This window comes from Effusibacillus dendaii (genome assembly GCF_015097055.1).
Classification (GTDB): Bacteria; Bacillota; Bacilli; order Tumebacillales; family Effusibacillaceae; genus Effusibacillus; species Effusibacillus dendaii.
The window spans coordinates 1,246,583-1,271,120 of record NZ_AP023366.1; the positions used below are offsets into that span (position 1 = coordinate 1,246,583).

Sequence of the window (24,538 nt, forward strand, 5' to 3'; positions counted from 1 at the left end):
TTTGATTCGATTGACTTCGAGGTGACAGACATGTCTGGAGATTGGTTGCCCGATTGGCTTTCCCGACGGGCTTCAGGAATGCCGAATCAGATTGCGGTTAAAGGAAAAACAGAAAGCTTGACATTCGCCGATTTGTACAGGCAGGCGGAGGAAATCGCCAAACGATTGGCATCACTTGGCATTCAGGCAGGGGATAAAGTAGCCTGGCTGATGCGCAACAGTGTGCAAACGGCGGTGTGGATTCACGCGTTAAGCCGTTTGGGAGTGGTTCAGGTCCCCTTGAACATTCGTCTGACCGCCTCCGAGATTGTCTGGCAGTTGACCGACGTAGAAGCCAAACTGCTTGTTTTTGACGACATTCACACGGAGAAGGCGGCTGAAATCGGCGAGTTGCTCCCTTCGTTGACGCAGTTGAATCGCAATTCGATCGGTGAACTTCCGTTCGGTAACGCCGTTCTGCGGGATCGAATCCGCCTGTCTGATACATATTGTATCATTTATACATCCGGTACGACCGGTCGGCCAAAAGGGGCGATGCTCACATACGGCAACCATTGGTGGAACGCGATCGGATCTTCGCTTAACCTGGGACTTGAAAAAACAGACCGTTGGTTGGCCTGTGTCCCGTTTTTTCACGTAAGCGGTCTGTCGATTCTGATGCGCAGCGTAATTTACGGAATGCCCGTGATTGTGCATGAATCGTTTGATCCGGCAACCGTCAACCGCTCGATTGAAGAAGACGGTGTCACCATCATTTCGGTTGTCAGCCATATGTTATTCCGCATGTTGGAGGAACAGGGAGACCGCCCTTATCCGGACACCCTGCGCTGTGTTCTGCTTGGCGGCGGGCCCGCCCCCCTGCCGCTGCTGGAAGATTGTGAACGGAGAAATATTCCGGTCGTACAAACCTATGGGATGACGGAGACCGGATCGCAAATCGTCACGCTGTCGCCGGAGGACGCCATCCGCAAACTGGGCTCGGCAGGCAAGCCGCTGCTGCCGGCAGAATTGCGGATCGAGCTGGACGGGCAGATTTTGCCAGCCGGTGAAGTGGGTGAAATCGCGGTACGCGGACCGAGTGTGACAATTGGCTACTACAATCGTCCGGAGACAACAAAGGAAGCGCTGCGTGACGGCTGGTTGCATACGGGCGATCTTGGCTACCTGGATGAAGAAGGATATTTGTACGTATTGGATCGCCGCAAGGACCTGATCATCTCCGGCGGTGAAAACGTATACCCGGCAGAGGTGGAGTCGGTCTTGCTGGCGCATGATGCGATCAAAGAGGCGGGCGTTACCGGCATCCCTGATGAAAAATGGGGACAAGTGCCGGTCGCGGCAGTCAAACTGACGGAAAATCAGACGGTGACCGAGGCGGAACTGATCGAATTTTGTCGGAAACAGCTTGCTTCTTACAAAGTACCGAAGCGCATCCAGTTTGTCGACCAGTTGCCGCGCAACGCGTCTGACAAACTGCTGCGCCGCTTATTGGCCGATCTGTTCCGGGAAGAAGCCGGGGCTCGCTAGTGTCACTCCCAAAACAATCGCCGGACAATTCTCTGTCCGGCTTTCTTTACGCTTTCTATTTGGCAATATCTTTTATCTGGCAGTTGTAGAATAATTCGGTTACGTTAATTTGCGAATAAACTCCACTGCATCCGGATTCTCCAGTGAGGACAGATCGCCTGCGTCACGATCCAGATAGGCGGCACGCATTGCGCGGCGCAGGATTTTACCGTTACGGGTTCTCGGCAGTTCCGTTACAAAATAGAGAGCCTTCGGACGGAGCGCCTTGCTCATGTTGTCAGCGACAAGATCAAGAAGTTCCTTTTCCAATTCGGGCGTTGCTTCCACTCCCTGTTTTACAACCACGAAGCAGACTGCCGTCTCACCTTTAATCGGATCCGGAACACCAATCACACCCGCTTCCACCACCGCTTCATGCCTTACCAGAACAGACTCGACTTCGGCAGGACCTACACGTTTACCCGCAATATTTAGCGTATCATCCGACCGTCCCGTAATCGTCCAAAACCCCTCGTCATCCAATATCACCCAGTCACCGTGCACCCAAGTGTCGGGCCAACGGCTCCAGTACGCTTCTTCATATCTTTCCGGTTCCTGCCAGAAACCGTTTGTCATGCCCACCCAAGGCTGTTTGATTACCAATTCGCCAACCGCATTGCGAACCGGGTGCCCGTTCTCATCATATACGTCAACATCCATCCCCGGAAGCGGCGAATTAAATGTAATCGGAGCAATCGGTTTCAGCAGTACATTGCCCAGAATCCCTCCGGAGATTTCCGTTCCGCCGGAATAATTGATAATAGGGATTCGGCTGTTTCCCACTTTTTCAAATAGCCACATCCACGGTTCCGGATTCCAAGGTTCGCCGGTTGAACCGATCGCACGCAAGCTGCTGATGTCATGTTTCTTCGCCCACGATTCGCCATGCTTCATCAAAGAACGAATCAGTGTGGGCGAAATTCCCAGATGTGTGACGCGGTGATCCGCTACCAATTTCCATAGGCGATCCGGTTCCGGATAATCGGGCGAGCCTTCATAAAGGACGGTAGCGGCTCCGTTCAAAAGTGCCCCGAATACCAAAAACGGCCCCATCATCCAGCCCATGTCCGTTACCCAGAAAAGGGTTTCTCCTTGCTTTACATCCATTCCGAATCCCGCATCAAATGCAGCCTTGATCGGGAACCCTGCGTGCGTGTGCACAGCTCCTTTCGGTTTGCCTGTGGTACCGGATGTATAAAGCAGCATTAAAGGATCCGAACTGTTCATCGCTTCCGTACGGAATAATGCGTCATCTTTGGCGGAACCGCCTGATTGCGAAGCCCCGGCTTCCAATACGGTCCAATCCACATCCCGACCTTCCATCCATGAAATGTCGCGCCCCAAGCGGCGGACAACAACCACTTTCTCAAGCGCCGGTGACAGGGCAGCTGCCCGATCCGCCTCTTCTTTCATGGCAACTACCTTCCCCCGGCGTAGAAAACCGTCTGCCGTTACCAACATTTTTGCTGAAGATGCACCTGTCCGTTTGGCCACTGCATCGGCTCCATAACCGGAGAAAGACGGCGAGAAGACGGCGCCGATTTTGGCAGCGGCCAACATGATTACGACAGTCTCCGGAATCATCGGCATATAAATGGAGATACGATCCCCTTTTTGAATCCCCTGTATTCGTAATCCCGCCGCAACCCGGGAGACCCAGTCACTTAACTCCGCAAAGGTGTAGCGCCTAACCGCCCCATCTTCCCCTTCCCAAATCAGAGCGACCTGCTCGGATGTCTCAGGGTTGTTCGCCCACTTTACAACCGTATTGTGGAACACATTCAGTTGACCGTCCACAAACCAATTCGGCCATTTGATGCCACGTGATAAATCCAGGGATTGGCTGTAGGGGCGGAACCACTCGATACCGAGCGCTTTCTCCGCTTCCCTCGAGAACCATGCAATATCATTTACTGTGGCTTGCAAGAAACTGTCATAGTTCTTGAATCCCAATTGTTGCAACCACTGATAAAGGCGTGTCGATTCGATCAGGGATTGATCGGGAAACCATACTGCTTTACTCATTTTTCCACTCCCCAATTCAATATGTTATTCTGTCTTTTTCCCTTACATTTTACGGGATACACAGCTCACTGAGCCGTGTATCCCCCATCTATTACAACGGGCACGCCCGTAATCCCCCTGCCTTTCTCGCTTGCCAAAAACGCTGCGTAATCGGCAATTTCTTCCACCGAAAGCAGGCGTTTCTGTGGCACCAATGGGTAAATCACTTCTTCCAAAACCTTTTCCAACGGAACATTCCGGGTTCTCGCCAAATCCTCCAATTGGTTGCGCACCAAGGGGGTATCCACATAACCTGGACACAATGCATTGACCGTGATCCCGTGTGCCGCTCCTTCCAAAGCAGCCACTTTTGTCAAACCGATTACACCGTGCTTTGCACTGTTATAGGCGGCTTTACCGGCAAACCCGACCAATCCGTTGATCGAAGCGATGTTGATGATTCGACCATAGCCTTGCCGTTTCATGATGGGGAATACATGCTTAATTCCTATAAACGGGGCAGTCAACATAATCTTAACCATCCGTTCAAACTTTTCGGTCGGGAAATCCTCAATTGAGGATACATATTGCATCCCGGCGTTGTTGACCAATATGTCAATCCTTCCGTAGGAGCGAGCCGCTGTCTCGATGCATGTTTGAAATTGATCTTCATTTGTTACATCACATGTTACCCCCAGCGCTTTATAACCATCACTTTGCAACTGAAGCGCCGCTCTAAAGGCCGCTTCTTCATTCACGTCGGAGATGACCACAGTCGCCCCTTCCCTTGCAAATGTGCGGGAAATTTCCAGTCCGATTCCGCTGGCGGCTCCGGTGACCAAGGCGATTTTTTGCGATAACATTTTCTCCACCAAACCCACCCCTTTGTGAAAAATTATTTTGCCAACTCATTCAACATACAAGCCAGGCGTTGAATTCCGATAAAAAATATGAACCTGCTCCACAGTCGAGTGCAGTTTCATATGTTACACCCCGACCTGCACCACCTAAAAAATCGAAACCGCGAATGCCAGGATAAAGACTGTCAATGTTTTAACTACTGTGACAGCAAAAATGTCTTTGTAGGATTGACGGTGTGTAAGACCCGTAATCGCGAGAAGCGTAATAACTGCGCCGTTATGCGGCAGTGTATCCATACCGCCTGATGCCATAGAAGCGATCCGATGCAAAAGTTCAGGACTGATCCCTGCTGATTGAGCCAATTGAAGATATTGCTTTCCCATCACTTCCAGTGCAATCGACATTCCGCCTGACGCAGATCCGGTAATTCCGGCCAGCACGTTTACCGCCACTGCCTCGGAAACCAACGGATGATTGCTTGCCCCTAGAATCCAACCTGAAATCGCCTTAAAACCGGGTAACGTTTTTACTACATTTCCAAAACCCACCTCGGATGCGGTATTAAAAATCGCCAATAACGCACCCATTGCAGCCGTTGTCAGTCCCGCAGCCAGTTTGTTTTGCACACGCTTCACGTTAATCAGCAAAGCGGCCACAACACCGATCGTGAGGGCAATAATCAATGCCCAAGAAGATGAAACCGTTTTCACGTCAGCAATATTAAAGTTCTTTTTCAGCATGGCAGGATCATACCAAGTGTTCACCGTCAGGAAGCCTCTGCTTAAAAGATAGTTGAACAACAGCACCAGAACCAGCGGTAAAATGGACAACCAAATATTTGGATACTTCTCTTCATGATTCAGCACAGGTTCGTTAATATGCCCCTCGCCATATCCCTCGCCGACCGCCTCAGCCTGCTTGCGCCGCCGCTCCAACCAGAGCATTCCGCCGGAAAATACCATAATGGCTCCAATAATCCCTACTATCGGAGCTGCATAAGCATCCGTGCCAAAATAGGCGGTCGGTATAATATTTTGAATTTGCGGTGTACCGGGAAGCGCATCCATGGTAAATGTAAAGGCGCCAAGCGCAATGGTTCCGGGAATTAAGCGTTTCGGAATATTCGCCTCTCGAAAAATCGCTGCCGCAAACGGATAAACCGCAAACGCCACCACGAAAAGCGACACGCCTCCATAAGTCAAAATAGCACCCGCCAACACCACTGATAAGATAGCCCGTTTTGAACCAAGCGCTCTTACTATGGTTTGCGCAATCGAAGCGGCTGCTCCATTCATCTCCATTACCTTTCCGAAGATCGCACCTAACAGAAATATCGGAAAAAACGATTTCACATAGTTGGCTGCGTTTGTCATAAACGTTTCTGTATAACTGGGCATTAAGGCAAGACCGGATAAAATGACTGCCAGCAAAGTGAAGATCGGTGCAAATACGATGACCGGGAACCCCCGATAAGCAAAATACATCAGCAACCCAAGTGAGACAAGAATTGCTAACACTTCGATAAACATGTAACCCCATCCTCTCCTGTTCAAACTGTGACAATTTATTGTCTGTTGTTTGAAAATAAGCAAGATTCATGCCACCTTTGCTCTGAAAGGATTTTAGCAGTTACCCCCCAAAAAAACAGTCCAGAATTCTGGAAACAGGCAACTTGTCCTTTTTTCGACAAACCCTGACATATTCATTTCACAGCATAAAGAAAGAAGTCCAAAAATCTGGACTCGACTCCAAATTTCTGGACCTCTTATTTATCTGCAGAAAATCCGTATTTCTCAAGCTTCTGATAAAATCCTGATTTGCTGATTCCCAGCAATTTTGCCGCTTTCAGTTTGTTTCCTCCCGTTTCGGCAAGAGCTTTCGCGATTGCCTCTCGCTCTGCAAATTCCAGGCTTTCTTTTAGAGTGGGCACCCTGGAAGAAGCAGGCAACCCTTTTTCAGACGTCTGGATCATCAAACATTTTGCCGTCAGACGGTTCCCTTCCATCACATGCAGCGCTCTTTCCAACACATTCCTCAGTTCACGAACATTTCCAGGCCAAGTGTATTGCCTGAGCACATCATAAACATCTTCTTGAATTTCTCTTACAATGATGCCAGTTGACTCCATTAACGAATCCAACAGAACACTGACCAGTTCGGGGATATCTTCCAGCCGCTCCCGTAATGGCGGGATGGTTAGCGTCACGACATTCAGCCGATAAAACAAATCTTCCCGGAACCTCCCTTCCGAGATGCTCTTCTGCAAATCCCGGTTCGTGGAAGCAATCACCCGGACATCGACCGGGATGGGGCGTATCCCCCCCACCCGTTCCACCTCTTTTTCCTGCAGCACCCGCAAGAGTTTTGCTTGTAGCGGCAAGGGCATATCGCCTATTTCATCAAGCAGGATCGTACCATGGTCAGCAAGCTCGAACTTCCCTTTTTTCCCTTTTTGCAGAGCCCCAGTAAAAGCTCCCTGCTCATATCCGAACAGTTCTGACTCCAACAATGTGTCCGGAATGGCCGCACAATTCACACGGATAAAAGGTCCCATTTCCCGTCTGCTCTTTGCATGAATGGCGTGGGCAAACAACTCTTTTCCCGTACCGCTTTCCCCTGTAATTAATATAGTCGTGTCACTTTTCGCTACTTTTTGAGCAAAATTCTTTACCTCAAGCATCTTGGGACTGGTACCGACAATTTGGTCAAAATGGTAGACGGCGCCCAATTTGAGGCGAAATTCCCTTTTGTAATAGGCCAGTTCTTGTTTTAGATGGTCCACGGTAGCCGCCAATGCGTGCAGTTGGCGTACGTCCTGAAAAGTCACCGTTCCCAGAACGGCAACCAACTTACCATTTTGAAAAATTGGAATCCGGTTGGCAATCATATCTTGCCCCTGGATCCGCTGAATCTGTGCAATTTCGGGCTTTCCGGTTTCGGCGACCACATGCATGCGCGTATTCTCAATTACTTCCGTTACATTCCGACCGATTACATCTTTCACTCCGAGAAAATCACAATAGGATCGGTTCATCAGAAGTATTTTACCGTCAGGATCGGTCACCACAATCGCTTCATACGCGTTTTCCAAGACCGCTTCAAGCAATTGGTGATAGTTTGGGGAGTCACGGTCTATCATGCGAATCCTCCTTTTTCTCTCTGTACATGATGACCCCAATTCTATGCGTTGTTATCTTTCATATTCTTTCTTTTCAATCGTAAGACGGTCAAGCAGTTCCCGTTTTACCGCAAATCCCATCCCTGCGACAGCAGGCACCCCAATTGTTCCGTCTGTTTCCATTACGATTTCCGGCTCGATGATGTCTTCCTGCCAATAGCGATTCGATGCAGAAATGTCCCCCGGCAGGCAAAAATTCGGCAATGCGGCCAACGCGATATTAAACGCACGGCCGATGCCTGATTCAAACATGCCGCCGCACCAGACAGGGATTCCATTTGCACGGCAAATGTCATGCAGCCGGACAGCCTCCGTCGGTCCTCCCACACGGCTGGGCTTGATATTGATGATTTTGCAGCTGCAAAGCTCAGCGGCCCGTCTGCCATCTTCCGCCGAAACGATGCTTTCATCGAGACAGATCGGTGTATCGATCACCCGCTGCAGTTTCGCGTGATCGATGATATCGTCATGGGCAAGCGGCTGCTCGATCATCATCAGTCCAAATTCATCCAATCTGCGAAGACGATCCACATCCGCCAGTGTATAGGCCGAATTCGCGTCTGCCATCAGCGGGACCGGGCCAAACGCTTGACGGATCGCCCGCAGTGGAATTTCATCCCAATCGGGCTGGATTTTGATTTTGATTCGTCTGTAGCCTTCTGACAGATAACCTTCGATCAGCTTTAGCAGCGTTTTCGTATCCGGCTGAATGCCAATGCTGACACCCGCTTCCACCCGTGTCCGTAAACCACCCGGCGTTTCCTGTGGACCTACTGTTTCCTGTTGCCCCCCTGTTTCCTGTTGCGCCATGCCCTCTTGCCGCTTCCCGCCCGGCCCACTCGGCGTCTGAATCTGCCGCACACCGTTCAGCGCTTCCGCCATGGAAACCCCATATAGCTGCGCGTAGAGATCCCAGACGGCTGCCTCCAAACCTGATTTTGCCATGTAATTCCGCCTCACATGACGAAAGGCGTCCGCTACATCTATAGGCGTTTGCCAATCGGTTTGAAACAGAACAGGCACTAAAAACGATTCTGCCACATGCCAGACCGTACCCACCGTCTCTTCGTTATAGTACGGAGCTGACAAAACAGGAATTTCACCGTATCCGATCCGATCGCCCAAATAGGCTTCCACAATCAGCACAGTGCGCTGATGTTCCGCTCCTTGACTTGAGACGAAAGGGGTTTTCAATTGCATGCGAACTTTGCGCAGTACGATCCGATCCACCAACATACAGCTTGTTTCACCTTTCTTTTATGGCCATTACGCGGATCCGCTTATAATCGGCCATCCATTTCCCCGCCTGATACAAAATCGGCCGCAGCCGCGCCACAATTTGTTTCTGCGCCTCGGTTCTCTCCCGTTCCGTAAATCCTTGCAAAAAATCATCTGCAAACATATTGAGCCAATCCATCATACCCTCGTCGTCCTGCAACACGGTTGGCCGGTCAAAATGCACCGCGTAGATCACGCGAAATCCTTGCGCTTCCAACAGACTTCCATATTCGCCGACGCTTGGAAAATACCACGGATTGCGCTCATCCGCGTTGATTCCATACGATTCGGCCAACACTTCACCAATCCCCCGTATAATCGTCTCCACATTTCCCTTTCCGCCAAATTCGGCGACAAAACGACCGCCAGGGCGCAAGGCAAGCCAAATTGACTCTGCCACTTGTTCAGGATGCCTCATCCAGTGCAGGGCCGCATTGGAGAATACGGCGTCAAACGTCGATTCAATCCGAAACGTTTCCGCATTTGCCACCTCAAACCGGATGGACGGATATTTGGACCGGGCTTGTTCGATCATCTTCTCGGACAGGTCAATTCCAACCGGGACTGCACCACGTTTTTTCACTTCCGCACTTAAATCTCCCGTCCCGCATCCCACATCCAGAATCTGTTCGCCGGGCTGTGGATCGAGCAGATCGACCACCCCTTTGCCCAGTTCAGAGACAAAGCCGATTTTTTTATCGTACAAACAGGCGTTCCAATCGTTTTGTGAGGATGCGTTCATACGGAGTCCCCCTCTTCCAAATGGTTACCGATATTCTTCTATCAAAATAACATACATTCCGGGAATTTTGGGTCCTCCAATAACAAACAAAAAACTCACTGCCCCTGCAGTGAGCTTACCCTATATGAATCCAGTTGTATGAATCCGATCATGCTTATTCTGTCGGCAATGAGAAAAACAACTGCCATAAATCCATCGCCCTCATCTGCTGCCGCTTTTGCAAACGTTGTATCATCCGGTCGTAAACGGACCGGTCAGGCAGTTCGGCAAACAGTTGATGGCTCGGTCCCCCTAACGCATCATCCGTATTGACTTCAATCAGCCAAAGCGTCCCTGTCGGATCAACGCCCACATCAATCCCAATTTCGTAAAACAACCTATATTCCTCTAAAATCAGACTGATACTGTACCCGATCTCGATAAGCTGGTGCTCAATTTGCTCCCACTCGGCAGTTGGATAAACAGAAGCAAGCACCTGCGCCGTTGGCTCAACCGCCCCCCTGCTGATCAAAACGTTTGAAACAATCGAACCTCGCCCGCCAATGCGCGCCAAGCTTCCGGCAAACACCCAATTCCAATCCGCTTCCCGCTGCATATGAATGCGGACATCAAACGGCCGATTTTGATAGGGCAAAAAGTCAATCGCTTGCTGTACGATGGTGCATCCTTGGTAAAATCTTGTCAGGCGTTCGGCAAGCGGCTGTATGGAAACATAAGTCTGTTCGGATTCCCCCTGCAACTGCCAGGAATAGCCATCTTTCAGTCGCTTTACGACGCTGATGCCGTTTCCACCCCAACTGCCTGCCGGCTTCACATATACGGCTGTAAACCGTTTCAGCATCTGGCGCAACGTTTCTCCCGTCAGCAGATGTGTGACAGGGAGCTGGCAGGGGCCGATTGGCTCGCCTTGCAGCGCCTTGTACATTTCCCATTTGTTCAGCGATCCCCGTTCCGGATCCACGATTCCCCTTCCCAGTGAAAAACCGCCTCCTTCTCTTCCGGCGCACTTCATCTGTTACAGGGTATACAACACCCGACCGGTTCGACACAAGAAAAAGAACCCTATGCCATTCTCCCTGCGAAGAATCACATCGGGTTCTGTAATATCACAATAGTTCCGGCAGAGAACTAAATCCTCCGATTACCAAACATAAGGATATTCAAACAAGTTGTTCGTCGTATCTATTGTCGCATTTGGAGCCAGGGTAGTAGAACTTAAAGATTGAGTACCTTGTGTCACGTGCGAATCAGGTGCTTGTTTTGTTTCCGTAGTAGATGCATTCTGGTTGTCTTGTGCTTTGGAAGCGTCTGCTGCTTGTTGCGGTTCAGCAGAGGTTGCAGCTTGATTGTCTGGCGCTTGATCCTGTTTCGGTGCAACTGTCGGAAGTCCTTTGTCAACAAGAGCCTTGATGGCTTCCGCATATTTTTGGACATCTGCCCGGTTCGTTCCAACCGTGTTCTGGATTTCAGCCAGAAGGCCTGCATTTGTAGCCCATTGTACAGCATCTTCTGCTTGCACAGCGGTTGTTGCTTGCGCAGTGGTTGCTGCCTGTGCAGCGGCTGCGGTGGTATCGTTTTCTGCTGCAGAAACAATACCGCTTCCTGCTGCCTACATACTTGAAACTGCAAAACCTCCAACGATCAACTTGAGTCTGGTCATTCTCCGTCTCCCCTTTAAGAAACATCTTTTTAAGATTCTTTTTCTGTTTGTACCATCCGGAGAATCGTCTTTTCCAATAAATTGTACGCCAATGCGATCTCCCCTTCCGGGACACCTTGCAGATACTGCATTGCGAGTCCGTCCAGCGACGCCAACACTAAGCGGGCCAATTCTTTCTTTTGAACCCCCCATACATTATGCGCCGTCAAAATCACTTCCAACAGCTCCTCCTGCAACGCTTTCGTTTCACTTGCCATCTTCGGCATCCACATCGCCCTTGCCAACAGGTCCAAGTAGATTCTTTTCCAATCAGACAACCTCTCTGATCGCAAGTAGTCGATCGCTTTCGTGACCCGTTCCTCGACTGAGTGAGTGGTTTCCAACTCTTTCCTCATGTCGTCCAATTGCTGCCGTTTAATCTTTATATACCTTGTCAATCGTGCCGCCTCCCAGGCACACTTCCCCCTCGTAAAAAACGACTGCTTGTCCCGGCGTGACCGCAATTTGCGGCGTGTCAAACCATACATCGCAGGTTTGGTCCTTTTTAAATTCAATGGTCACACCCTGATCCGGCTGACGGTAACGGAATTTGGCCGTACATTTGACAGGTTGCGCCGGAATATCGCCGCTGATCCAATTTAAATCGGTGGCAAACAGCCCTTTTGAATACATACGCGGATGTTCCGTCCCCCGCTCTACGTAGAGAATATTGTGTTCCACATCTTTCTCCACCACAAACCACGGCTCCCCCTGGCCGCCGAGGCCAAGTCCATGCCGCTGCCCCAGCGTATAATACATCAGGCCCTGATGCTGCCCCACTTTTTCTCCCGAAAGGGTTCTCATTTCCCCCGGCTGCGCAGGCAGATAGTGGCTTAAAAACTCCCGAAAATCCCGCTCGCCAATAAAGCAAATCCCGGTGCTGTCCTTTTTCTTCGCAGTCGGCAGCCCCGCCTCCAGCGCGATTTCCCGCACCTGCGGCTTCGTCAAATGGCCAATCGGAAACATCGCTTTCGAAAGTTGATACTGGCTCAACGCATTCAAAAAATAGGTCTGATCCTTGTTCGAATCAGCCCCGCGCAACAGGCGGTATTTTCCGTCCACCTCATCAACTTGGGCATAGTGTCCGGTTGCGATATAGTCCGCGCCGAGATCAAGCGCCTTTTCGAGAAATTCGCCGAACTTGATTTCCCGGTTGCACATTACATCCGGGTTGGGGGTGCGTCCCTTGCGATACTCGTCCAGAAAGTATTGGAACACTTTGTCCATATATTCTTTCTCAAAATTAACGGTGTAATAAGGAATGCCAATATGTTCACAGACGCGCCGCACATCGTGAAAATCGTCCTCTGCCGTGCAGTGTCCGAACTCATCCGTATCGTCCCAATTTTTCATAAAGACGCCGATCACGTCATATCCCTGCTGTTTCAACAAAAGCGCCGTGACGGACGAATCGACGCCGCCCGACATGCCGCAGATCACCCTTGTCTCTTCCGGTCGTTTGTTCATCTCTTGCCCACCCCATCCATTCAAACTGTCGACAGATGACTGCCTATCCTACGTTATAACATATTGCGAACGAAATTTCGAATGAGGGGCGACTGTTCTTGATCATGCCGCAGCGTTCCTGTTTCATATACCCTTTCCCGAATAAGACGCCTGACTTAAAACCCACTTGACAGCCTCTTTTATTTCTTCGTATCCGGTGCAGCGGCAGATGTTTGACTGCAGCCATTCTTCGATAACCGCATCGTCGGCGTCCGGATGAAGAGTGACCAGTCCGAAGCAGTTCATAATAAATCCGGGCGTGCAATAGCCGCATTGAAAGGCGTTTTTTTCGACAAACGCTTGCTGAATGGATGTATTCTTGAGGCCTTCAACGGTGGTAATTCGATGTCCCGGTGCTTCAACCGCCAGCATGATGCAGGATTTTAGAGGCCATCCGTCCACCAGCACGGTACAGGCTCCACAATCCCCATTCAGACAACCGGGTTTTGCGCCGGTCAGCCCAAGCTGTTCCCGCAAAACATATAAAAGGGTATCGGCGGACCTGGCGACCACATTTCTTTTTTCACCATTAACATCCATCTCCACGGATAATTTTGGGGTCATTCTCTCACCTCTTCCAGCCGTTTCAAAATACTCGTTAACGTATTCTTTAATACAAACTTTCGGTATTCGGCTGACCCCCGTATATCGTCGATTATCGGGCCCGGCAAATGCCTGACCGCTTCCTCCACTCTTGTCTCAAGCGGAAGATGTCGATTGTTTAATATGTCTTCCATCTCCAATGAACGGAAGGGGAAAGGAACTAGCCCGCTAAAAGCTGTCCGGATCCGGTTCTCCTTTTTCAGTGCGGCAACTGTAACGAGGGGATAGTCAATGGTTTCCAACTTTCGCTTTTTTACGCTAACATACGGTGCATCGACATAACTCCGGTCTGTGATCAGTTGAACGGCAAATTCCCCTTCTTCCAACCACAATTGCGGAACGAATACATAAGGAATCGGAACCACCCGGATTCCCTTTTTTCCGGCTATCATCACTTGGCTGTCCGCCAACAAAAACGGCAGCACCGCCTCCCTGTAAATAATCGAACCGCAGATGTTTCCTCCGAGCGTGATCTTGCTTCTCGCCGTGTGATCGGCCGCTCTTCCGGCGGTCTCTGTGAGCAGGGGAAACACATTGGCTTCTGCCAGTTGCGTGAGGGTTAACGCAGTTCCCAAAACCAGTTTGTCATGCCGGAACTCAAGCACGTTGCACTCAGGAATTCGTTTAATGTCAATGACTGCTTTCGTATAAAGCTGATTCATCCGGGCCAGGGTGATAATCTCTGTTCCTCCGGCATAGTACACGGGCTGTTTCTCCTGCAAAGTCAGGTACTGGTGCAGTTGCACCGCCTCAGGGAGGGTAAGCGGTCTGTGGTAAGCGAAATCAAACGAGATCATCGCTGTCTCCCTTTTTTACTCTCCAGATGTACTCGGGCAGCAACGGCAATTGATTGAGTTCCGCTTGGACTGCCACGGATAAAGCGTTCGCCAGTGCCGCCGGCATCCCTATAACACCGTGTTCTCCGATTCCACGGGCACCATAAGGCCCATCCACATGAGGAGTTTCCACAAAGTCGACCTTATACTCCGGATTCTCCCCGTAATGGATCACTTTATAGGTTCGAAACTGAGGGTTTTGAACTATACCCATCGAATCAAACAAAAAAGACTCCCGGCTGGCAAAGCTTAGTCCCATGCTCATTCCCCCCATGATCTGCCCTTCCGCAAGTTTGGGATTTACTACTTTCCCCGCATCGATTACGGAGACCGCTTTGAGAATCCTGTACGTATACTCTTTCAAATCCAACTCGACTTCCACGGCCTGGGCGCCCACTGTCCATTCCGGTCCGGGCACTCCGCTTCCGGTTTCTCGGTCAAGATGCGTCAAATGCCTTAAAATATAGCTCCCGCGTCCGATGATTTCTCCGCCGACCGCATTCCCGTTCGGATACTTGTACCCGTGAGCGATGTCTTTTATTGCAATCCCCCTAGCGGGGTTCGCTTTCAAAAAGACTCTCCCCTCCCCAATCTCCAAATCTTCCGGTGGGCACCTTAAGACAATAGCGGCAACGCTTCGCAGTTGTTTGATAGCGTCCTCAGCCGCCTGCAGAACGGCCCTTCCCGCCATAAACGTCCCCCTGCTTGCCACCGTTTTCCAGTGTTCCGGCGAGACCTCCGTGTCAACATCCATCTTGACATGAACTTGCCCCACATCCATCTTCATTCTTTCGGCAACTATTTGGGCGAGCACCGTTCGGGTCCCGGTTCCGATCTCGACTACCCCGCAGTTCAGGTTGATGCTGCCGTCGCGATTAAAGGTGAGAATCGCTCCCGATCCGGCATCCGTATCGATCGTCGATGTTTTCCACAAGCAAGAAACCCCTTTTGCCCTTACTTTATGGTCGCCAATTTCGACTCTTTCCCCTTCGTACCAGTGAATGAGTTCTCGCAAACGGTTTATGCACTTGGGAAGGTTCCCCACGTTGCTGTAGTCCAGAAGCGCTTGTGTAGGGGTGGTATCGCCCGGACCAATCGCATTCTTCAGCCGGAACTCCAACCGATCCATCCCTATTTTTCGGGCCAGCATATCAATGGTTCTTTCCACGGGAAACGTCATCTCCGGATGGCCAAATCCCCGGAACGGCGTTGCGTACGGATGGTTCGTGTACATGCACAACGAATCGCACCATACGTTTTCAACCCGGTAGGGTCCTGTACAATCCACTGCCGCAGCCCTGCTTACATCAATTGATTTGTCACCATAAGCTCCGCCGTCGAACAAGAAGAGGATCTCAGCCGCTTTTAATTCGCCGCTGTTTGTGCATCCAAGCCTGACTTTCGCATCCAGACCGATATGAACGGGGGAAGTAACAAAATCCTCTTCCCTGGAATTCACGATTTTGACAGCCCTACCGCCAACGGCTGCAGAAGCCAGATACGCAAGAAGTTCAAGCTGTACGGCCGCTTTTCCGCCGTATGCGCCGCCTACTAAAGGCGTAATGACGTTGATTTTTCCCTGTTCAATATTGAAGTAAGTACTCAATAATCGTTTCACCATAAACGGCCCTTGTGTGGAAGAAACGATTTGTATTTGTCCGTCGGGCAAAATTTCGGCAATCGCACAGCGCGTTTCCATCGCCGCATGATCGGACGGGGGAAACGAAAAAAAACGATTCGACAACGACCTCGCTTTCACTCCATCCCTTCTCCATGTTCCCTTTTCGTATTCGGGTACGGTGCGCTATATTGGTGCCGGGCTCCGGGTAAACTTCTGCGGTTCGTTCATAATCCGCCAGATTTGCATGCAGCAGAGGGGCATCGCTTTGAACGGCTTCACTCGGCGAGTTGACTACCGGCAACGGATCATATTCCACCCGAACCGATTCGGCGCCTCTCTTGGCTTCATATTCGGTATCGGCAACGACTACGGCGACCACTTCACCGTAGTACCTGACCTTTTCCACCGCGATCGGAGGTCTGTCTCGGATTTCCTCACCGGTAAGAACCGGGCAAAACCGGCCCGTTATCACCGCCCGAATCTCTGGGTTTTCCCAGGCGGCTGATGTGTCAATCGATTTGATCCTGGCATGCGCATACGGGCTCGTCACCATTTTGGCATGAAGCATTCCGGGCCTTATAAAATCGTTGGTATATTTAGCCGCTCCTGTAACCTTGCCATAAGCTTCTTTCCTCGGAACGCTTTCCCCGACCCCTCTGAAATTCTTCAAGCTCCCCTCACCCCCTCGGTTTTGGCAATATCCGGGTATCCCCAATCCCGGCAATCCTTTCGGCCCTTCGGCGCCGAACCCTCCTCACTATATGTGCATTCGCCCAAATTTGTGAAAGGTGGATTTCAGGCAAGAAGTGAACATTTCTTTTTGATTCTTCGCATAATGTTGTCCTTAGAGTTTATGATTGGAGGATTCCGTCGTGGAATCAGTTATCCATGTTTTTCTGCTGCACTTGGTTACCAGCATTGATAACGCATTTGTGATTGCGGGGATTATAAAGCACTCTGTCGGCCCCCGCATGAGAGTGCTCCTGTTGTCAATTGCAGCGTTAACAGTTGGTCGAACCGTTTGTATTCTATTCGCGCAAAGTCTTGCTTCATTCCCCGGTCTCAAATTTATTTCCGGCTTGATCACTTTTTTGCTTGCGCTTAAGATGGCAAAATCTGTGCAATACCGCAAAAAATCCTCTTTGTTTTCTATAACGTTTCTGGTAGTCATTGCCGACTTAACGATCAGCTTGGATAACATTCTGGCCACAGCCGCGCTTTCTTATCGCCCGATTGAAATCTTGGGCAGGCATCTTTCTGAGCATGGGGCTTGTTTTTTCGTTGCTTCCGGCAATTACTTCGATTTTCTTCTACGTGGCTGGGTTACAAATTTTGGCAGCTGGAATGATTGCGCAAATTGCCGTGCAACAAATGCTTAAAGACGATCTATTCCAAAGGACAGTCAATTTTCTTTGGACGTTTCACGGAGTTAACCAGATACGGATCATTGCCGGCGGTGCCGCTCTTGCCGTAATTGTGTACGGATACCTCAATCAGTTCCGCAAAAAGTTTAGGATTCGATAACATCCTTATCCCAATTTCAAAACAATTTAGGCGCTCACCCTGAACAGTCCTTATCCGTTAAGAATATTTTAGGATATGCAATAGAGGTGATGAGAATGGCCAAGTGGGGCAAGAACCGGTTTGAGAAATCCGTTCAAGCAATTCACCGGACTCTCGATCTGATCACCGTTGTGTTATTGCTCACAGGTCAAATCACCATTGGCGGAGTTTTTATTACCACGGAGGGAGGATTTTCCCTTTCGTTAAGAGGGGCGATTACCGGCAGTGCCCGTTCGATTGGTATCGAAACCGTTCCACAAGCGAATTTGGTCCTCGATGCGGCAGATGCGATTGCCGCATTGCTGCTCATTCTCGATCAAATCAATGTGATCGGCACGTTTATTACCAACGGTAGCTTTACTATCGTAGTGAGCGGCCCTGCCTTCGGGGAAGAAAAACGTGTAGCGTATTCGCCTGACGCACGGAAATTTTTCTCTGAGTTTAAGGATCATGTTTTTGAAAAATGCCGCGTGCAGAAACATTTCCCAAGGAGATGATCCGAAATGGCGTTGACAGATCTCCCCACCATTAAACCCTCCAAAAGCGCTGTGTTCTTTATGGGAGCTTTTCTCGCCACCTTTGTTTTTTGGTTCTTACGCGGTAAACCTACTGATCAGGAGAGAGCTTCCGAAACATCTTGAATAAGCCGGACCACCGCACTTGCTGGTTGATGAGAGACCTGAACGGGATGATTGCGACCGGGCCGGTTTTTACAATTTCCAAAACAAACGGCATGCCCGCAGATGAATCGATTGCAGGCATGCCTTGTTTTTATCGATATGACTTACATGTCAGCCTTTCAGCAGGAACTCGTTTCCGTCCGGATCTTTGAATCGGGCGTAAGTGCCCCATGCCATCGCTTTCGGCTCTTCCAGAAACTCGACTCCGTTGTCCGACATCTGCCGGTACGTGCCCTGAATGTCCTCGCACTCAAACACAATCGAGGCCTTCAGTTCCTGCCAGTTTGGCATCATCGCGCGGGGATAAATCACCAGATGGGATTGCGCCCCTTTCGGGCCTACTTCCAACCAGTTAGCGTTCGGTCCCATCGGATGGTTGGCAAATACCTCAAATCCGACTTTATCCGTCCAGAACTGCAAAGCTCGCTGTTGGTCCTCTACATATACGGCAACGGTTGCGATTTGCTTGATCATTCTGTTCACCTCTGTTCCGCCAATCGAATGTGCAAATCCCGCAACTGGCGCTCCGACACGTCAGACGGCGCCTGTGTGAGCGGGTCGCTGCCCGACTGCGTTTTCGGGAAGGCGATCGTGTCACGGATGGACTGGCGGCCTGCCATCAGCATGATGATCCGGTCCAATCCAAACGCTACGCCACCGTGCGGCGGTGTTCCGTATTCAAAAGCGTCAAGCAGAAAGCCGAATTTTTCATACGCTTCTTCCATCGAGAAGCCAAGCGATTTGAACATTTTTTCCTGGATATCGCGCCGGAAAATCCGCATCGAACCGCCGCCAATTTCGTATCCGTTGAGCACCATGTCGTATGCCTGCGCCCGCACACTGCCCGGATCGCTGTCCAGTTTGTCAAGGTCTTCCCACATCGGCATGGTGAAGGGGTGATGTTCCGCCACCCAGCGTTTTTCTTCCTCATCGTAGCCGAGCAGCGGGAATTCGGTGATCCAGAGGAATTTGAATGTCCCTTCCGGAATCAGATTGAGGTCGCGTCCCAGTTTCAAGCGCAGGTTGCCGAGCACGTCTGCCACAACTTTTGCCTTGTCCGCCCCAAACAGCAGCAAATCGCCCGTTTCCACTTCGCAAATCTGTTTGATCGACTCGATTTCTTCCTCGGTGAAAAATTTGGAAATGGCCGATTTCAGTCCCTCTTCCGTAAACGCCATCCAGGCCATGCCCTTCGCGCCGTACCGCTTCGCGTACTCTTCCAGCTCGTCAATCTGTTTGCGCGTGTAATGGCCGCATCCTTTGGCATTGATCGCTTTCACCACACCACCCGATTCGATGGCCGATTTGAACACCTTAAAGTTGCAGTTTGCCGCAATCGATGACACATCTTTCAATTCCAGGCCAAAACGCACATCCGGCTTATCGGAACCATAACGGTCCATCGCTTCTTTGTAAGGCATCCGCTGGAATGGAAGCGGGATCTCCACACCCAGCGTCTCTTTAAACAGTGACGCCATCATTTCTTCCAGCATGTTGTGGAAATCTTCCAGTTTCATAAACGACATCTCAATGTCGACCTGTGTAAATTCCGGCTGCCGGTCAGCCCGCAAATCTTCGTCACGGAAGCAGCGAGCCACCTGATAGTAGCGCTCAAACCCGGATACCATCAGAAGCTGCTTGAACAGCTGCGGCGACTGCGGAAGCGCGTAAAATTCGCCCGGGTGCAGACGGCTCGGCACCAGAAAATCGCGTGCCCCTTCCGGCGTCGAACGTGTCAACATCGGTGTCTCGATGTCGAGGAAGCCGTTCCGGTCCAGAAAAGAGCGAATATGCTGGATCGCTTTGTGGCGCAGGATCAGCGCATTCTGCATCTCCGGCCGGCGAAGATCAAGATAGCGGTATTTCAACCGCACCATCTCGTCTACGTCAACGTTGTCCTGGATGTAGAAAGGCGGATTTTTCGCCGTGTTGAGAATTTCCATCTGCAACGCCTGTGCTTCGATTTCGCCCGTCGGAATTTTCGGATTGACGGTCGATGGGTCGCGGGTCACGACTTTGGCGCGAATCGACACCACATATTCATTGCGCAGCTTGTCCGCCTGTTCCATCAGCTCCGCCGATGAAAAATCCGGATTGAACACTACCTGCACAATGCCGCTGCGATCGCGCAAATCGATGAAAATCACACCGCCCAGGTCGCGTCGGCGGCTTACCCAACCGCTCAACACCACTTCCTGACCGGAATCTTTCGTCCGCAGTTCCCCTGCGTTATGGGTGCGGTACAGTTCCAATGCTTTCACCTGTTGTGACATATAAAATGGACTCCTTTCAGTTGTCGATACGTCTTGCATGCAAAATTTTATCCGCCAACTCGGCCAAGGGAACAGTTGACTGTTCGCCTGTCGCCATATTTTTCACGTTGGCCACGCCCTGCGATAATTCATCGTCCCCCAAAATAATCACCTGTCTGGCACCCAATCGGTCGGCCGCTTTCAACTGGGCCTTCATGCCGCGCGCCAGATAGTCCTTTTCGGCGATCAGTCCCGCGCGGCGAAGCTGCTGCAGCAGCGACACCGCTTTGCGGTCGGCCGCATCCCCGAGCGTCACCAGAAAAGCGTCGATCGTTTGCTGGATCGGCAATTCGACATTCTGATTCGAAAGCGTCAACACCACCCGGTCCAAACCGCAGCCAAACCCGATGCCTGGCGTTTCCGGCCCGCCCAGTTCTTTGACCAACCCGTTGTAGCGGCCGCCGCCGATCACGGTCGCACCATCGACAATGATTTCAAACGCCGTTTTTGTATAATAATCGAGCCCCCGCACAATGTACGGATTAACCGTAAAAGGAATGCCCGCGTCGGACAAATACGCCTGCAGTTGTTCAAAATGAGTCCGGCATCCTTCGCAAAGATGATCCAGCATCACCGGCGCATCGGAAAACTTATCCTTGTCCAGCTTGCAGTCGAGGATACGCATCGGATTCCGTTCATAGCGGGAGTTGCAGTCTTTGCAAAGTTGATCGAGCTTGCCCGCCAGGTATTTCTTGAGTACTTCCCTATAGGCGGCGCGGCAGTCCGGACATCCCACCGAGTTGATCTCCAGCGACAGGTTTTGGACACCCGCTTCCGTCAAAAAGGTCATCGCCAGAGACAGCACCTCCGCATCGACGCTTGGATGATCAGAGCCAAGCACCTCCGTACCGAACTGGACAAACTGCCGGTTGCGTCCCGCCTGCGGCCGTTCGTAGCGGAACATCTGACCAATGTAGTACAGTTTGGTCGGCTGCTGCGGCAGTCCGTACAGTTTGTTCTCCACAAACGCCCTTACCGCGCCCGCTGTTCCTTCCGGCCGCAGCGTTAAACTGCGCTCTCCCCGGTCCGCAAACGTGTACATCTCTTTTTCCACTATGTCGGTTGTTTCGCCGACTCCCCGTGCAAACAGTTCTGTATGTTCAAAAACAGGCGTGCGGATTTCGTGATAATTGAATCGTTTGCATACATCCCGCGCCACTTTCTCTACATACTGCCATTTCTCCACTTCGCCGGGGAGAATATCGTACGTTCCCCTTGGCTTGCCGGTAAACATAAGCCATCCCTCCGTTCAAACATACCTTTCCATCTCATCAAACGACTACGGTGGACTCATTAACGTACTTCACTAAATTCTTCTTGTACATGAGGGGTGGGGGTGTGCCCTTTCGATTTCTTTTGTTTTCCGTGCTGAAGGGAGGGCCGAGCGGTCTAGTACCCATGAGAATCGGAAAATGATCGCTAGCATATTCTGCGATGGGTACTTGGTCGCTCGGTCGCTCCCTGATCATTCTGCTTCTATGCCGGAAGACAACAGAAACCGAAAGGGTACACCTCCATCTGATGGTACAATTTTGGTACGTTAATGAGTCCGCCGTACTAAAAAATCTCCCGTTCCTGACAAAACGACAAATCGGCCGTCTGCCAGGGACGAGAGATCGAATCACCCGTGGTACCACCCTGTTTGGAGCCGCATCGCAAGACCACTCGACGCAAACTCCCGCTCTCCGTTAACGCCCGGCCGCGCTCGACTGCTACTGCAATAATACGGAAGCATTCAACTGGCACACCCTAACAAAGTGACCCGGTTTTTTTTGCCCGCATTCGGTTTGTTTCACAGTGAGTTCTCCAGGATGTTATTCGCAAAGACTGCGTTGGAAAGACGCTTTCAGCCGCGGCGTCTTCTCTCTGGCCAAGCCTGTTTTTGCTACTCTTCCCTTCAACGAATCGTATATGGATAAAACGTACATGTTTTCTCCAGTGTATCTTACGCAACCGTGCCAGGAATGTCAAGCTTCCTTCCGAATTTGCAAAAATCGGTTTGCATCTGGCGCAAATTGAAAATCGATGGGGATCTGCTCCACCCGTTGACCCGCTTTTCGTATCTCGTCAATCAACCGCTGTAAATGAAGATAAGGTTCTCTGCGAAGCGTGACCAGCGGATATATGCGAACTTCCCCGCCTGTTCGACAGACCCTGATCAGCTCACGAACAGACTGCAGATGAAAATCATAATCGAACTGCTCCTGATACAAAAATAAAAAGTGATTGCATAGAACCAGAGAAAAACTGTTGCCGGCAAACGGCAGTCTCGGCAGTGAACCGATTTTGTACCGGCTGCCCCGCCCTGTTTTGTAATCGCTGATAAACCGTTCCAGCGAATCTTCCCGATTTTGTCTGTGAGTTGCCAAATCGCCGTAAAAACTCCAATCATACCGATGGGCGATTTTTTCCAGTTTTGCGGTAGATTCCTCAATCTCCTTGCGTCCGTGCTGATGCATCTGTTCCGCTGTCAAATGATACAGCGGATCCACTGCATACGATTGCAACCCAAGCAGATTCGCTTCTGCGGTAAATGAGGAGGCGCCTGCCGCCACATCCAAAATCGGCCCGCTTTTTAACACGTTTTCCTGCAGCGCGAACATGCTCTGATACTCCCGGAAGGAGCGGCTGGTCATCGCGACCCCGTCCTGCTCATACACATCGTTGCTCTCCAACTTCGCCATACACTCCACTCTCCTCATCTGTCTCGACTCTTCTCAACTCGAACGCGACAGTTCGCCGTTCTTTCACATTCTAACACATACTGGTATTAATGATGGCTTCATGATATTTACAATTATGGAGGGAAACGATTAATGGAACACGGGAGGGCTTCGCACGGGACAGCGCCCGTGCCATCATAAAGTCATGACAGTGAATCAAATCGTATTCTTTGATGTTTAGCTGCATTGCGGCCCATTCCAAACTGTAACGCTCCATCTCTCGCCAAAAAATCGACGGGTGATACTGCGTGGAATTTGCAGTTTTCTCCTTTTTTACAATATCGTTATTACATAACGTATGTATTATGGCAGTGATTTGGCACATTATCGTACACCAGGCCGCAAATACGCTTCTGCAGATCACGCAATATTGAAAATAGATGGTTCATTGTCCCGGAATTGCCCCGGACGAATCCGTCGTCACGGGGATTTTCGACATACAAATCCTTGGCCTTTCATTATGCAAGAACCTCGTTGAAAAACTGTTTAATTCGGTCGCGGATATTGTCCCGCACTTCACGGAACTTCGCTTGGATTTCTTCTTCTGTCCCGGTCGTTTTCGCAGGATCTTCCAGTCCAAAGTGAAGCCTTTTCACATGGGGAGGCGTGACGGGACATTTGTCATTCGCATCTCCGCAGAGCGTAATCACGTAGTCAGCCTGATTCAAAATCTCCGGGTCGATCAGATCTGATGTTTGTTTCGAGATGTCGATTCCCGCTTCTTTCATTGTCGCAACCGCTCTGGGATTCAGTCCGTGTGTTTCAATTCCTGCACTGTACACTTCCACCTTATCCCCGCCGAAATGCTTCCCCCACCCTTCGGCCATCTGGCTGCGGCAAGAGTTGCCCGTACAAAGAAAATAAATTACTTTTTTCTTGTCCGCCATTATTTCAGTTCCTCCAGCTCTACGAAGTCGGTTACAGGGGACGGCACGCAACAAACCCCTTCCATCACAGCTTCTCCTGCAGATTCAAATTCAGAATCCTCTTTGGTGTAAAAGATTTCCCACGCGTTTCCCTCAGGATCACGCACCCAAATTTTATCTTGAACAGCATAGCAGCAAGTAGTTCCCATTTCGTCGATCGACACGAGACCCGCTTTTTGGAAGCGCTCTTTCATCGCTAGTACCGCCTCCGTGTTTTCCACCTGGAATCCCAAATGATTGAGCACTCCTTTCCGTTCGTGCGGACGCACGTTCATCGAAAAATGAAGCGGCGGATTGTTGAGTTCGAACTTCGCATAGTTCTCCTTCACTTTGGTCGGTTCCTCGCCAAAGAAAGCGCGGTAAAATTTCAAGTTTTCCTGAAGGTTGCCGACGTTGATTGCTACGTGCATGCGAAATGTTTGCATAATATTAGTCTCCTT

22 protein-coding genes and 1 pseudogene are annotated in these 24,538 nt (G+C 50.6%); 4 read left to right on the forward strand and 19 right to left on the reverse strand.

The genetic code is table 11. The features are described from left to right. Positions 1-30: 30 nt before the first annotated feature. Positions 31-1,527, forward strand: a complete 1,497-nt coding sequence (locus tag skT53_RS06630) for an o-succinylbenzoate--CoA ligase (protein ID WP_200760322.1) — start codon at positions 31-33, stop codon at positions 1,525-1,527. Between the two features lie 99 nt (positions 1,528-1,626). Here the strand turns inward: skT53_RS06630 and skT53_RS06635 are convergent, their stop codons facing one another. The 13 genes and pseudogenes from skT53_RS06635 to skT53_RS06695 form a co-directional block, all read right to left on the reverse strand. Further along, positions 1,627-3,591 carry an AMP-binding protein gene (locus skT53_RS06635; RefSeq protein WP_200760323.1) on the reverse strand — a complete coding sequence of 655 codons (1,965 nt, stop codon included), beginning with the start codon at positions 3,589-3,591 and terminating at the stop codon, positions 1,627-1,629. A 65-nt stretch (positions 3,592-3,656) separates the two neighbouring features. After that, positions 3,657-4,433 carry a 3-hydroxybutyrate dehydrogenase gene (locus tag skT53_RS06640; protein ID WP_200760905.1) on the reverse strand — a complete coding sequence of 259 codons (777 nt, stop codon included), beginning with the start codon at positions 4,431-4,433 and terminating at the stop codon, positions 3,657-3,659. A 144-nt stretch (positions 4,434-4,577) separates the two neighbouring features. Then, on the reverse strand, positions 4,578-5,960 hold the full coding sequence (locus skT53_RS06645) for a GntP family permease (RefSeq protein ID WP_200760324.1): 1,383 nt from the start codon (positions 5,958-5,960) through the stop codon (positions 4,578-4,580). A 236-nt stretch (positions 5,961-6,196) separates the two neighbouring features. Next, complete coding sequence (locus skT53_RS06650; RefSeq protein ID WP_200760325.1) at positions 6,197-7,570, reverse strand: sigma-54 interaction domain-containing protein; 1,374 nt, start codon at positions 7,568-7,570, stop codon at positions 6,197-6,199. A gap of 51 nt (positions 7,571-7,621) precedes the next feature. Then, on the reverse strand, positions 7,622-8,845 hold the full coding sequence (gene menC, locus skT53_RS06655) for an o-succinylbenzoate synthase (RefSeq protein ID WP_200760326.1): 1,224 nt from the start codon (positions 8,843-8,845) through the stop codon (positions 7,622-7,624). A gap of 10 nt (positions 8,846-8,855) precedes the next feature. Further along, a complete protein-coding gene (locus skT53_RS06660; RefSeq protein ID WP_200760327.1) occupies positions 8,856-9,629 on the reverse strand; it encodes a class I SAM-dependent methyltransferase in 774 nt (257 codons plus the stop codon). 154 nt (positions 9,630-9,783) lie between these two features. Then, positions 9,784-10,590: a YheC/YheD family protein gene (locus skT53_RS06665; protein ID WP_200760328.1), complete on the reverse strand. Its 807-nt coding sequence runs from the start codon at positions 10,588-10,590 to the stop codon at positions 9,784-9,786. 180 nt (positions 10,591-10,770) lie between these two features. After that, positions 10,771-11,148 carry a hypothetical protein gene (locus skT53_RS06670; protein WP_200760329.1) on the reverse strand — a complete coding sequence of 126 codons (378 nt, stop codon included), beginning with the start codon at positions 11,146-11,148 and terminating at the stop codon, positions 10,771-10,773. Positions 11,149-11,318: 170 nt separating this feature from the next. Then, complete coding sequence (locus skT53_RS06675; RefSeq protein WP_200760330.1) at positions 11,319-11,726, reverse strand: hypothetical protein; 408 nt, start codon at positions 11,724-11,726, stop codon at positions 11,319-11,321. Continuing rightward, positions 11,704-12,795: a tRNA 2-thiouridine(34) synthase MnmA gene (gene mnmA, locus skT53_RS06680; RefSeq protein ID WP_200760331.1), complete on the reverse strand. Its 1,092-nt coding sequence runs from the start codon at positions 12,793-12,795 to the stop codon at positions 11,704-11,706. The genes skT53_RS06675 and mnmA overlap by 23 nt, the downstream gene beginning before the upstream one ends. Before the next feature lie 123 nt (positions 12,796-12,918). Then, positions 12,919-13,398, reverse strand: coding sequence for a (2Fe-2S)-binding protein (locus skT53_RS06685; protein WP_226375360.1), 480 nt, complete (start codon positions 13,396-13,398; stop codon positions 12,919-12,921). After that, positions 13,395-14,234: an FAD binding domain-containing protein gene (locus tag skT53_RS06690; RefSeq protein WP_200760332.1), complete on the reverse strand. Its 840-nt coding sequence runs from the start codon at positions 14,232-14,234 to the stop codon at positions 13,395-13,397. The genes skT53_RS06685 and skT53_RS06690 overlap by 4 nt, the downstream gene beginning before the upstream one ends. Then, positions 14,221-16,564, reverse strand: a pseudogene (locus skT53_RS06695) (xanthine dehydrogenase family protein molybdopterin-binding subunit). The gene skT53_RS06690 and the pseudogene skT53_RS06695 overlap by 14 nt, the downstream one beginning before the upstream one ends. A 202-nt stretch (positions 16,565-16,766) precedes the next feature. On the opposite strand from skT53_RS06695, the gene skT53_RS06700 reads away from it, so the two are divergent. From skT53_RS06700 to skT53_RS06710, 3 genes are all read left to right on the forward strand, one after another. Continuing rightward, positions 16,767-17,273: a TerC family protein gene (locus tag skT53_RS06700; protein ID WP_200760333.1), complete on the forward strand. Its 507-nt coding sequence runs from the start codon at positions 16,767-16,769 to the stop codon at positions 17,271-17,273. Between the two features lie 240 nt (positions 17,274-17,513). Further along, a complete protein-coding gene (locus tag skT53_RS06705) occupies positions 17,514-17,954 on the forward strand; it encodes a hypothetical protein (protein ID WP_200760334.1) in 441 nt (146 codons plus the stop codon). A 6-nt stretch (positions 17,955-17,960) separates the two neighbouring features. Continuing rightward, on the forward strand, positions 17,961-18,098 hold the full coding sequence (locus tag skT53_RS06710) for a hypothetical protein (RefSeq protein WP_200760335.1): 138 nt from the start codon (positions 17,961-17,963) through the stop codon (positions 18,096-18,098). Positions 18,099-18,248: 150 nt separating this feature from the next. Here the strand turns inward: skT53_RS06710 and skT53_RS06715 are convergent, their stop codons facing one another. From skT53_RS06715 to skT53_RS06740, 6 genes are all read right to left on the reverse strand, one after another. Continuing rightward, the gene (locus tag skT53_RS06715; protein ID WP_200760336.1) at positions 18,249-18,611 is read right to left on the reverse strand and encodes a VOC family protein; all 363 of its coding nucleotides are present in this window, start codon (positions 18,609-18,611) and stop codon (positions 18,249-18,251) included. 5 nt (positions 18,612-18,616) lie between these two features. Continuing rightward, the gene (gene aspS, locus skT53_RS06720; protein ID WP_200760337.1) at positions 18,617-20,410 is read right to left on the reverse strand and encodes an aspartate--tRNA ligase; all 1,794 of its coding nucleotides are present in this window, start codon (positions 20,408-20,410) and stop codon (positions 18,617-18,619) included. A gap of 16 nt (positions 20,411-20,426) precedes the next feature. Beyond that, on the reverse strand, positions 20,427-21,683 hold the full coding sequence (hisS, locus tag skT53_RS06725) for a histidine--tRNA ligase (RefSeq protein WP_200760338.1): 1,257 nt from the start codon (positions 21,681-21,683) through the stop codon (positions 20,427-20,429). 733 nt (positions 21,684-22,416) lie between these two features. Continuing rightward, complete coding sequence (locus skT53_RS06730; protein ID WP_200760339.1) at positions 22,417-23,133, reverse strand: class I SAM-dependent methyltransferase; 717 nt, start codon at positions 23,131-23,133, stop codon at positions 22,417-22,419. Positions 23,134-23,630: 497 nt separating this feature from the next. Beyond that, complete coding sequence (arsC, locus tag skT53_RS06735; protein WP_200760340.1) at positions 23,631-24,059, reverse strand: arsenate reductase (thioredoxin); 429 nt, start codon at positions 24,057-24,059, stop codon at positions 23,631-23,633. Beyond that, entirely contained in the window at positions 24,059-24,523 is a 465-nt protein-coding gene (locus tag skT53_RS06740; RefSeq protein ID WP_200760341.1) for an ArsI/CadI family heavy metal resistance metalloenzyme, read from the reverse strand. Before skT53_RS06740 ends, arsC begins: the two co-directional genes overlap by 1 nt. Between the last annotated feature and the right edge of the window lie 15 nt (positions 24,524-24,538).

Excerpts from the sequence above, each read along its gene's own strand:
- skT53_RS06630 (WP_200760322.1), top strand. The coding sequence starts at position 31 with ATGTCTGGAGATTGGTTGCCCGATTGGCTTTCCCGACGGGCTTCAGGA.
- skT53_RS06635 (WP_200760323.1), bottom strand. The coding sequence starts at position 3,591 with ATGAGTAAAGCAGTATGGTTTCCCGATCAATCCCTGATCGAATCGACA.
- skT53_RS06640 (WP_200760905.1), bottom strand. The coding sequence starts at position 4,433 with ATGTTATCGCAAAAAATCGCCTTGGTCACCGGAGCCGCCAGCGGAATC.
- skT53_RS06645 (WP_200760324.1), bottom strand. The coding sequence starts at position 5,960 with ATGTTTATCGAAGTGTTAGCAATTCTTGTCTCACTTGGGTTGCTGATG.
- skT53_RS06650 (WP_200760325.1), bottom strand. The coding sequence starts at position 7,570 with ATGATAGACCGTGACTCCCCAAACTATCACCAATTGCTTGAAGCGGTC.
- menC (WP_200760326.1), bottom strand. The coding sequence starts at position 8,845 with ATGTTGGTGGATCGGATCGTACTGCGCAAAGTTCGCATGCAATTGAAA.
- skT53_RS06660 (WP_200760327.1), bottom strand. The coding sequence starts at position 9,629 with ATGAACGCATCCTCACAAAACGATTGGAACGCCTGTTTGTACGATAAA.
- mnmA (WP_200760331.1), bottom strand. The coding sequence starts at position 12,795 with ATGAACAAACGACCGGAAGAGACAAGGGTGATCTGCGGCATGTCGGGC.
- skT53_RS06685 (WP_226375360.1), bottom strand. The coding sequence starts at position 13,398 with ATGACCCCAAAATTATCCGTGGAGATGGATGTTAATGGTGAAAAAAGA.
- skT53_RS06690 (WP_200760332.1), bottom strand. The coding sequence starts at position 14,234 with ATGATCTCGTTTGATTTCGCTTACCACAGACCGCTTACCCTCCCTGAG.
- skT53_RS06705 (WP_200760334.1), top strand. The coding sequence starts at position 17,514 with ATGGCCAAGTGGGGCAAGAACCGGTTTGAGAAATCCGTTCAAGCAATT.
- skT53_RS06710 (WP_200760335.1), top strand. The coding sequence starts at position 17,961 with ATGGCGTTGACAGATCTCCCCACCATTAAACCCTCCAAAAGCGCTGTG.
- skT53_RS06715 (WP_200760336.1), bottom strand. The coding sequence starts at position 18,611 with ATGATCAAGCAAATCGCAACCGTTGCCGTATATGTAGAGGACCAACAG.
- aspS (WP_200760337.1), bottom strand. The coding sequence starts at position 20,410 with ATGTCACAACAGGTGAAAGCATTGGAACTGTACCGCACCCATAACGCA.
- hisS (WP_200760338.1), bottom strand. The coding sequence starts at position 21,683 with ATGTTTACCGGCAAGCCAAGGGGAACGTACGATATTCTCCCCGGCGAA.
- skT53_RS06730 (WP_200760339.1), bottom strand. The coding sequence starts at position 23,133 with ATGGCGAAGTTGGAGAGCAACGATGTGTATGAGCAGGACGGGGTCGCG.
- arsC (WP_200760340.1), bottom strand. The coding sequence starts at position 24,059 with ATGGCGGACAAGAAAAAAGTAATTTATTTTCTTTGTACGGGCAACTCT.
- skT53_RS06740 (WP_200760341.1), bottom strand. The coding sequence starts at position 24,523 with ATGCAAACATTTCGCATGCACGTAGCAATCAACGTCGGCAACCTTCAG.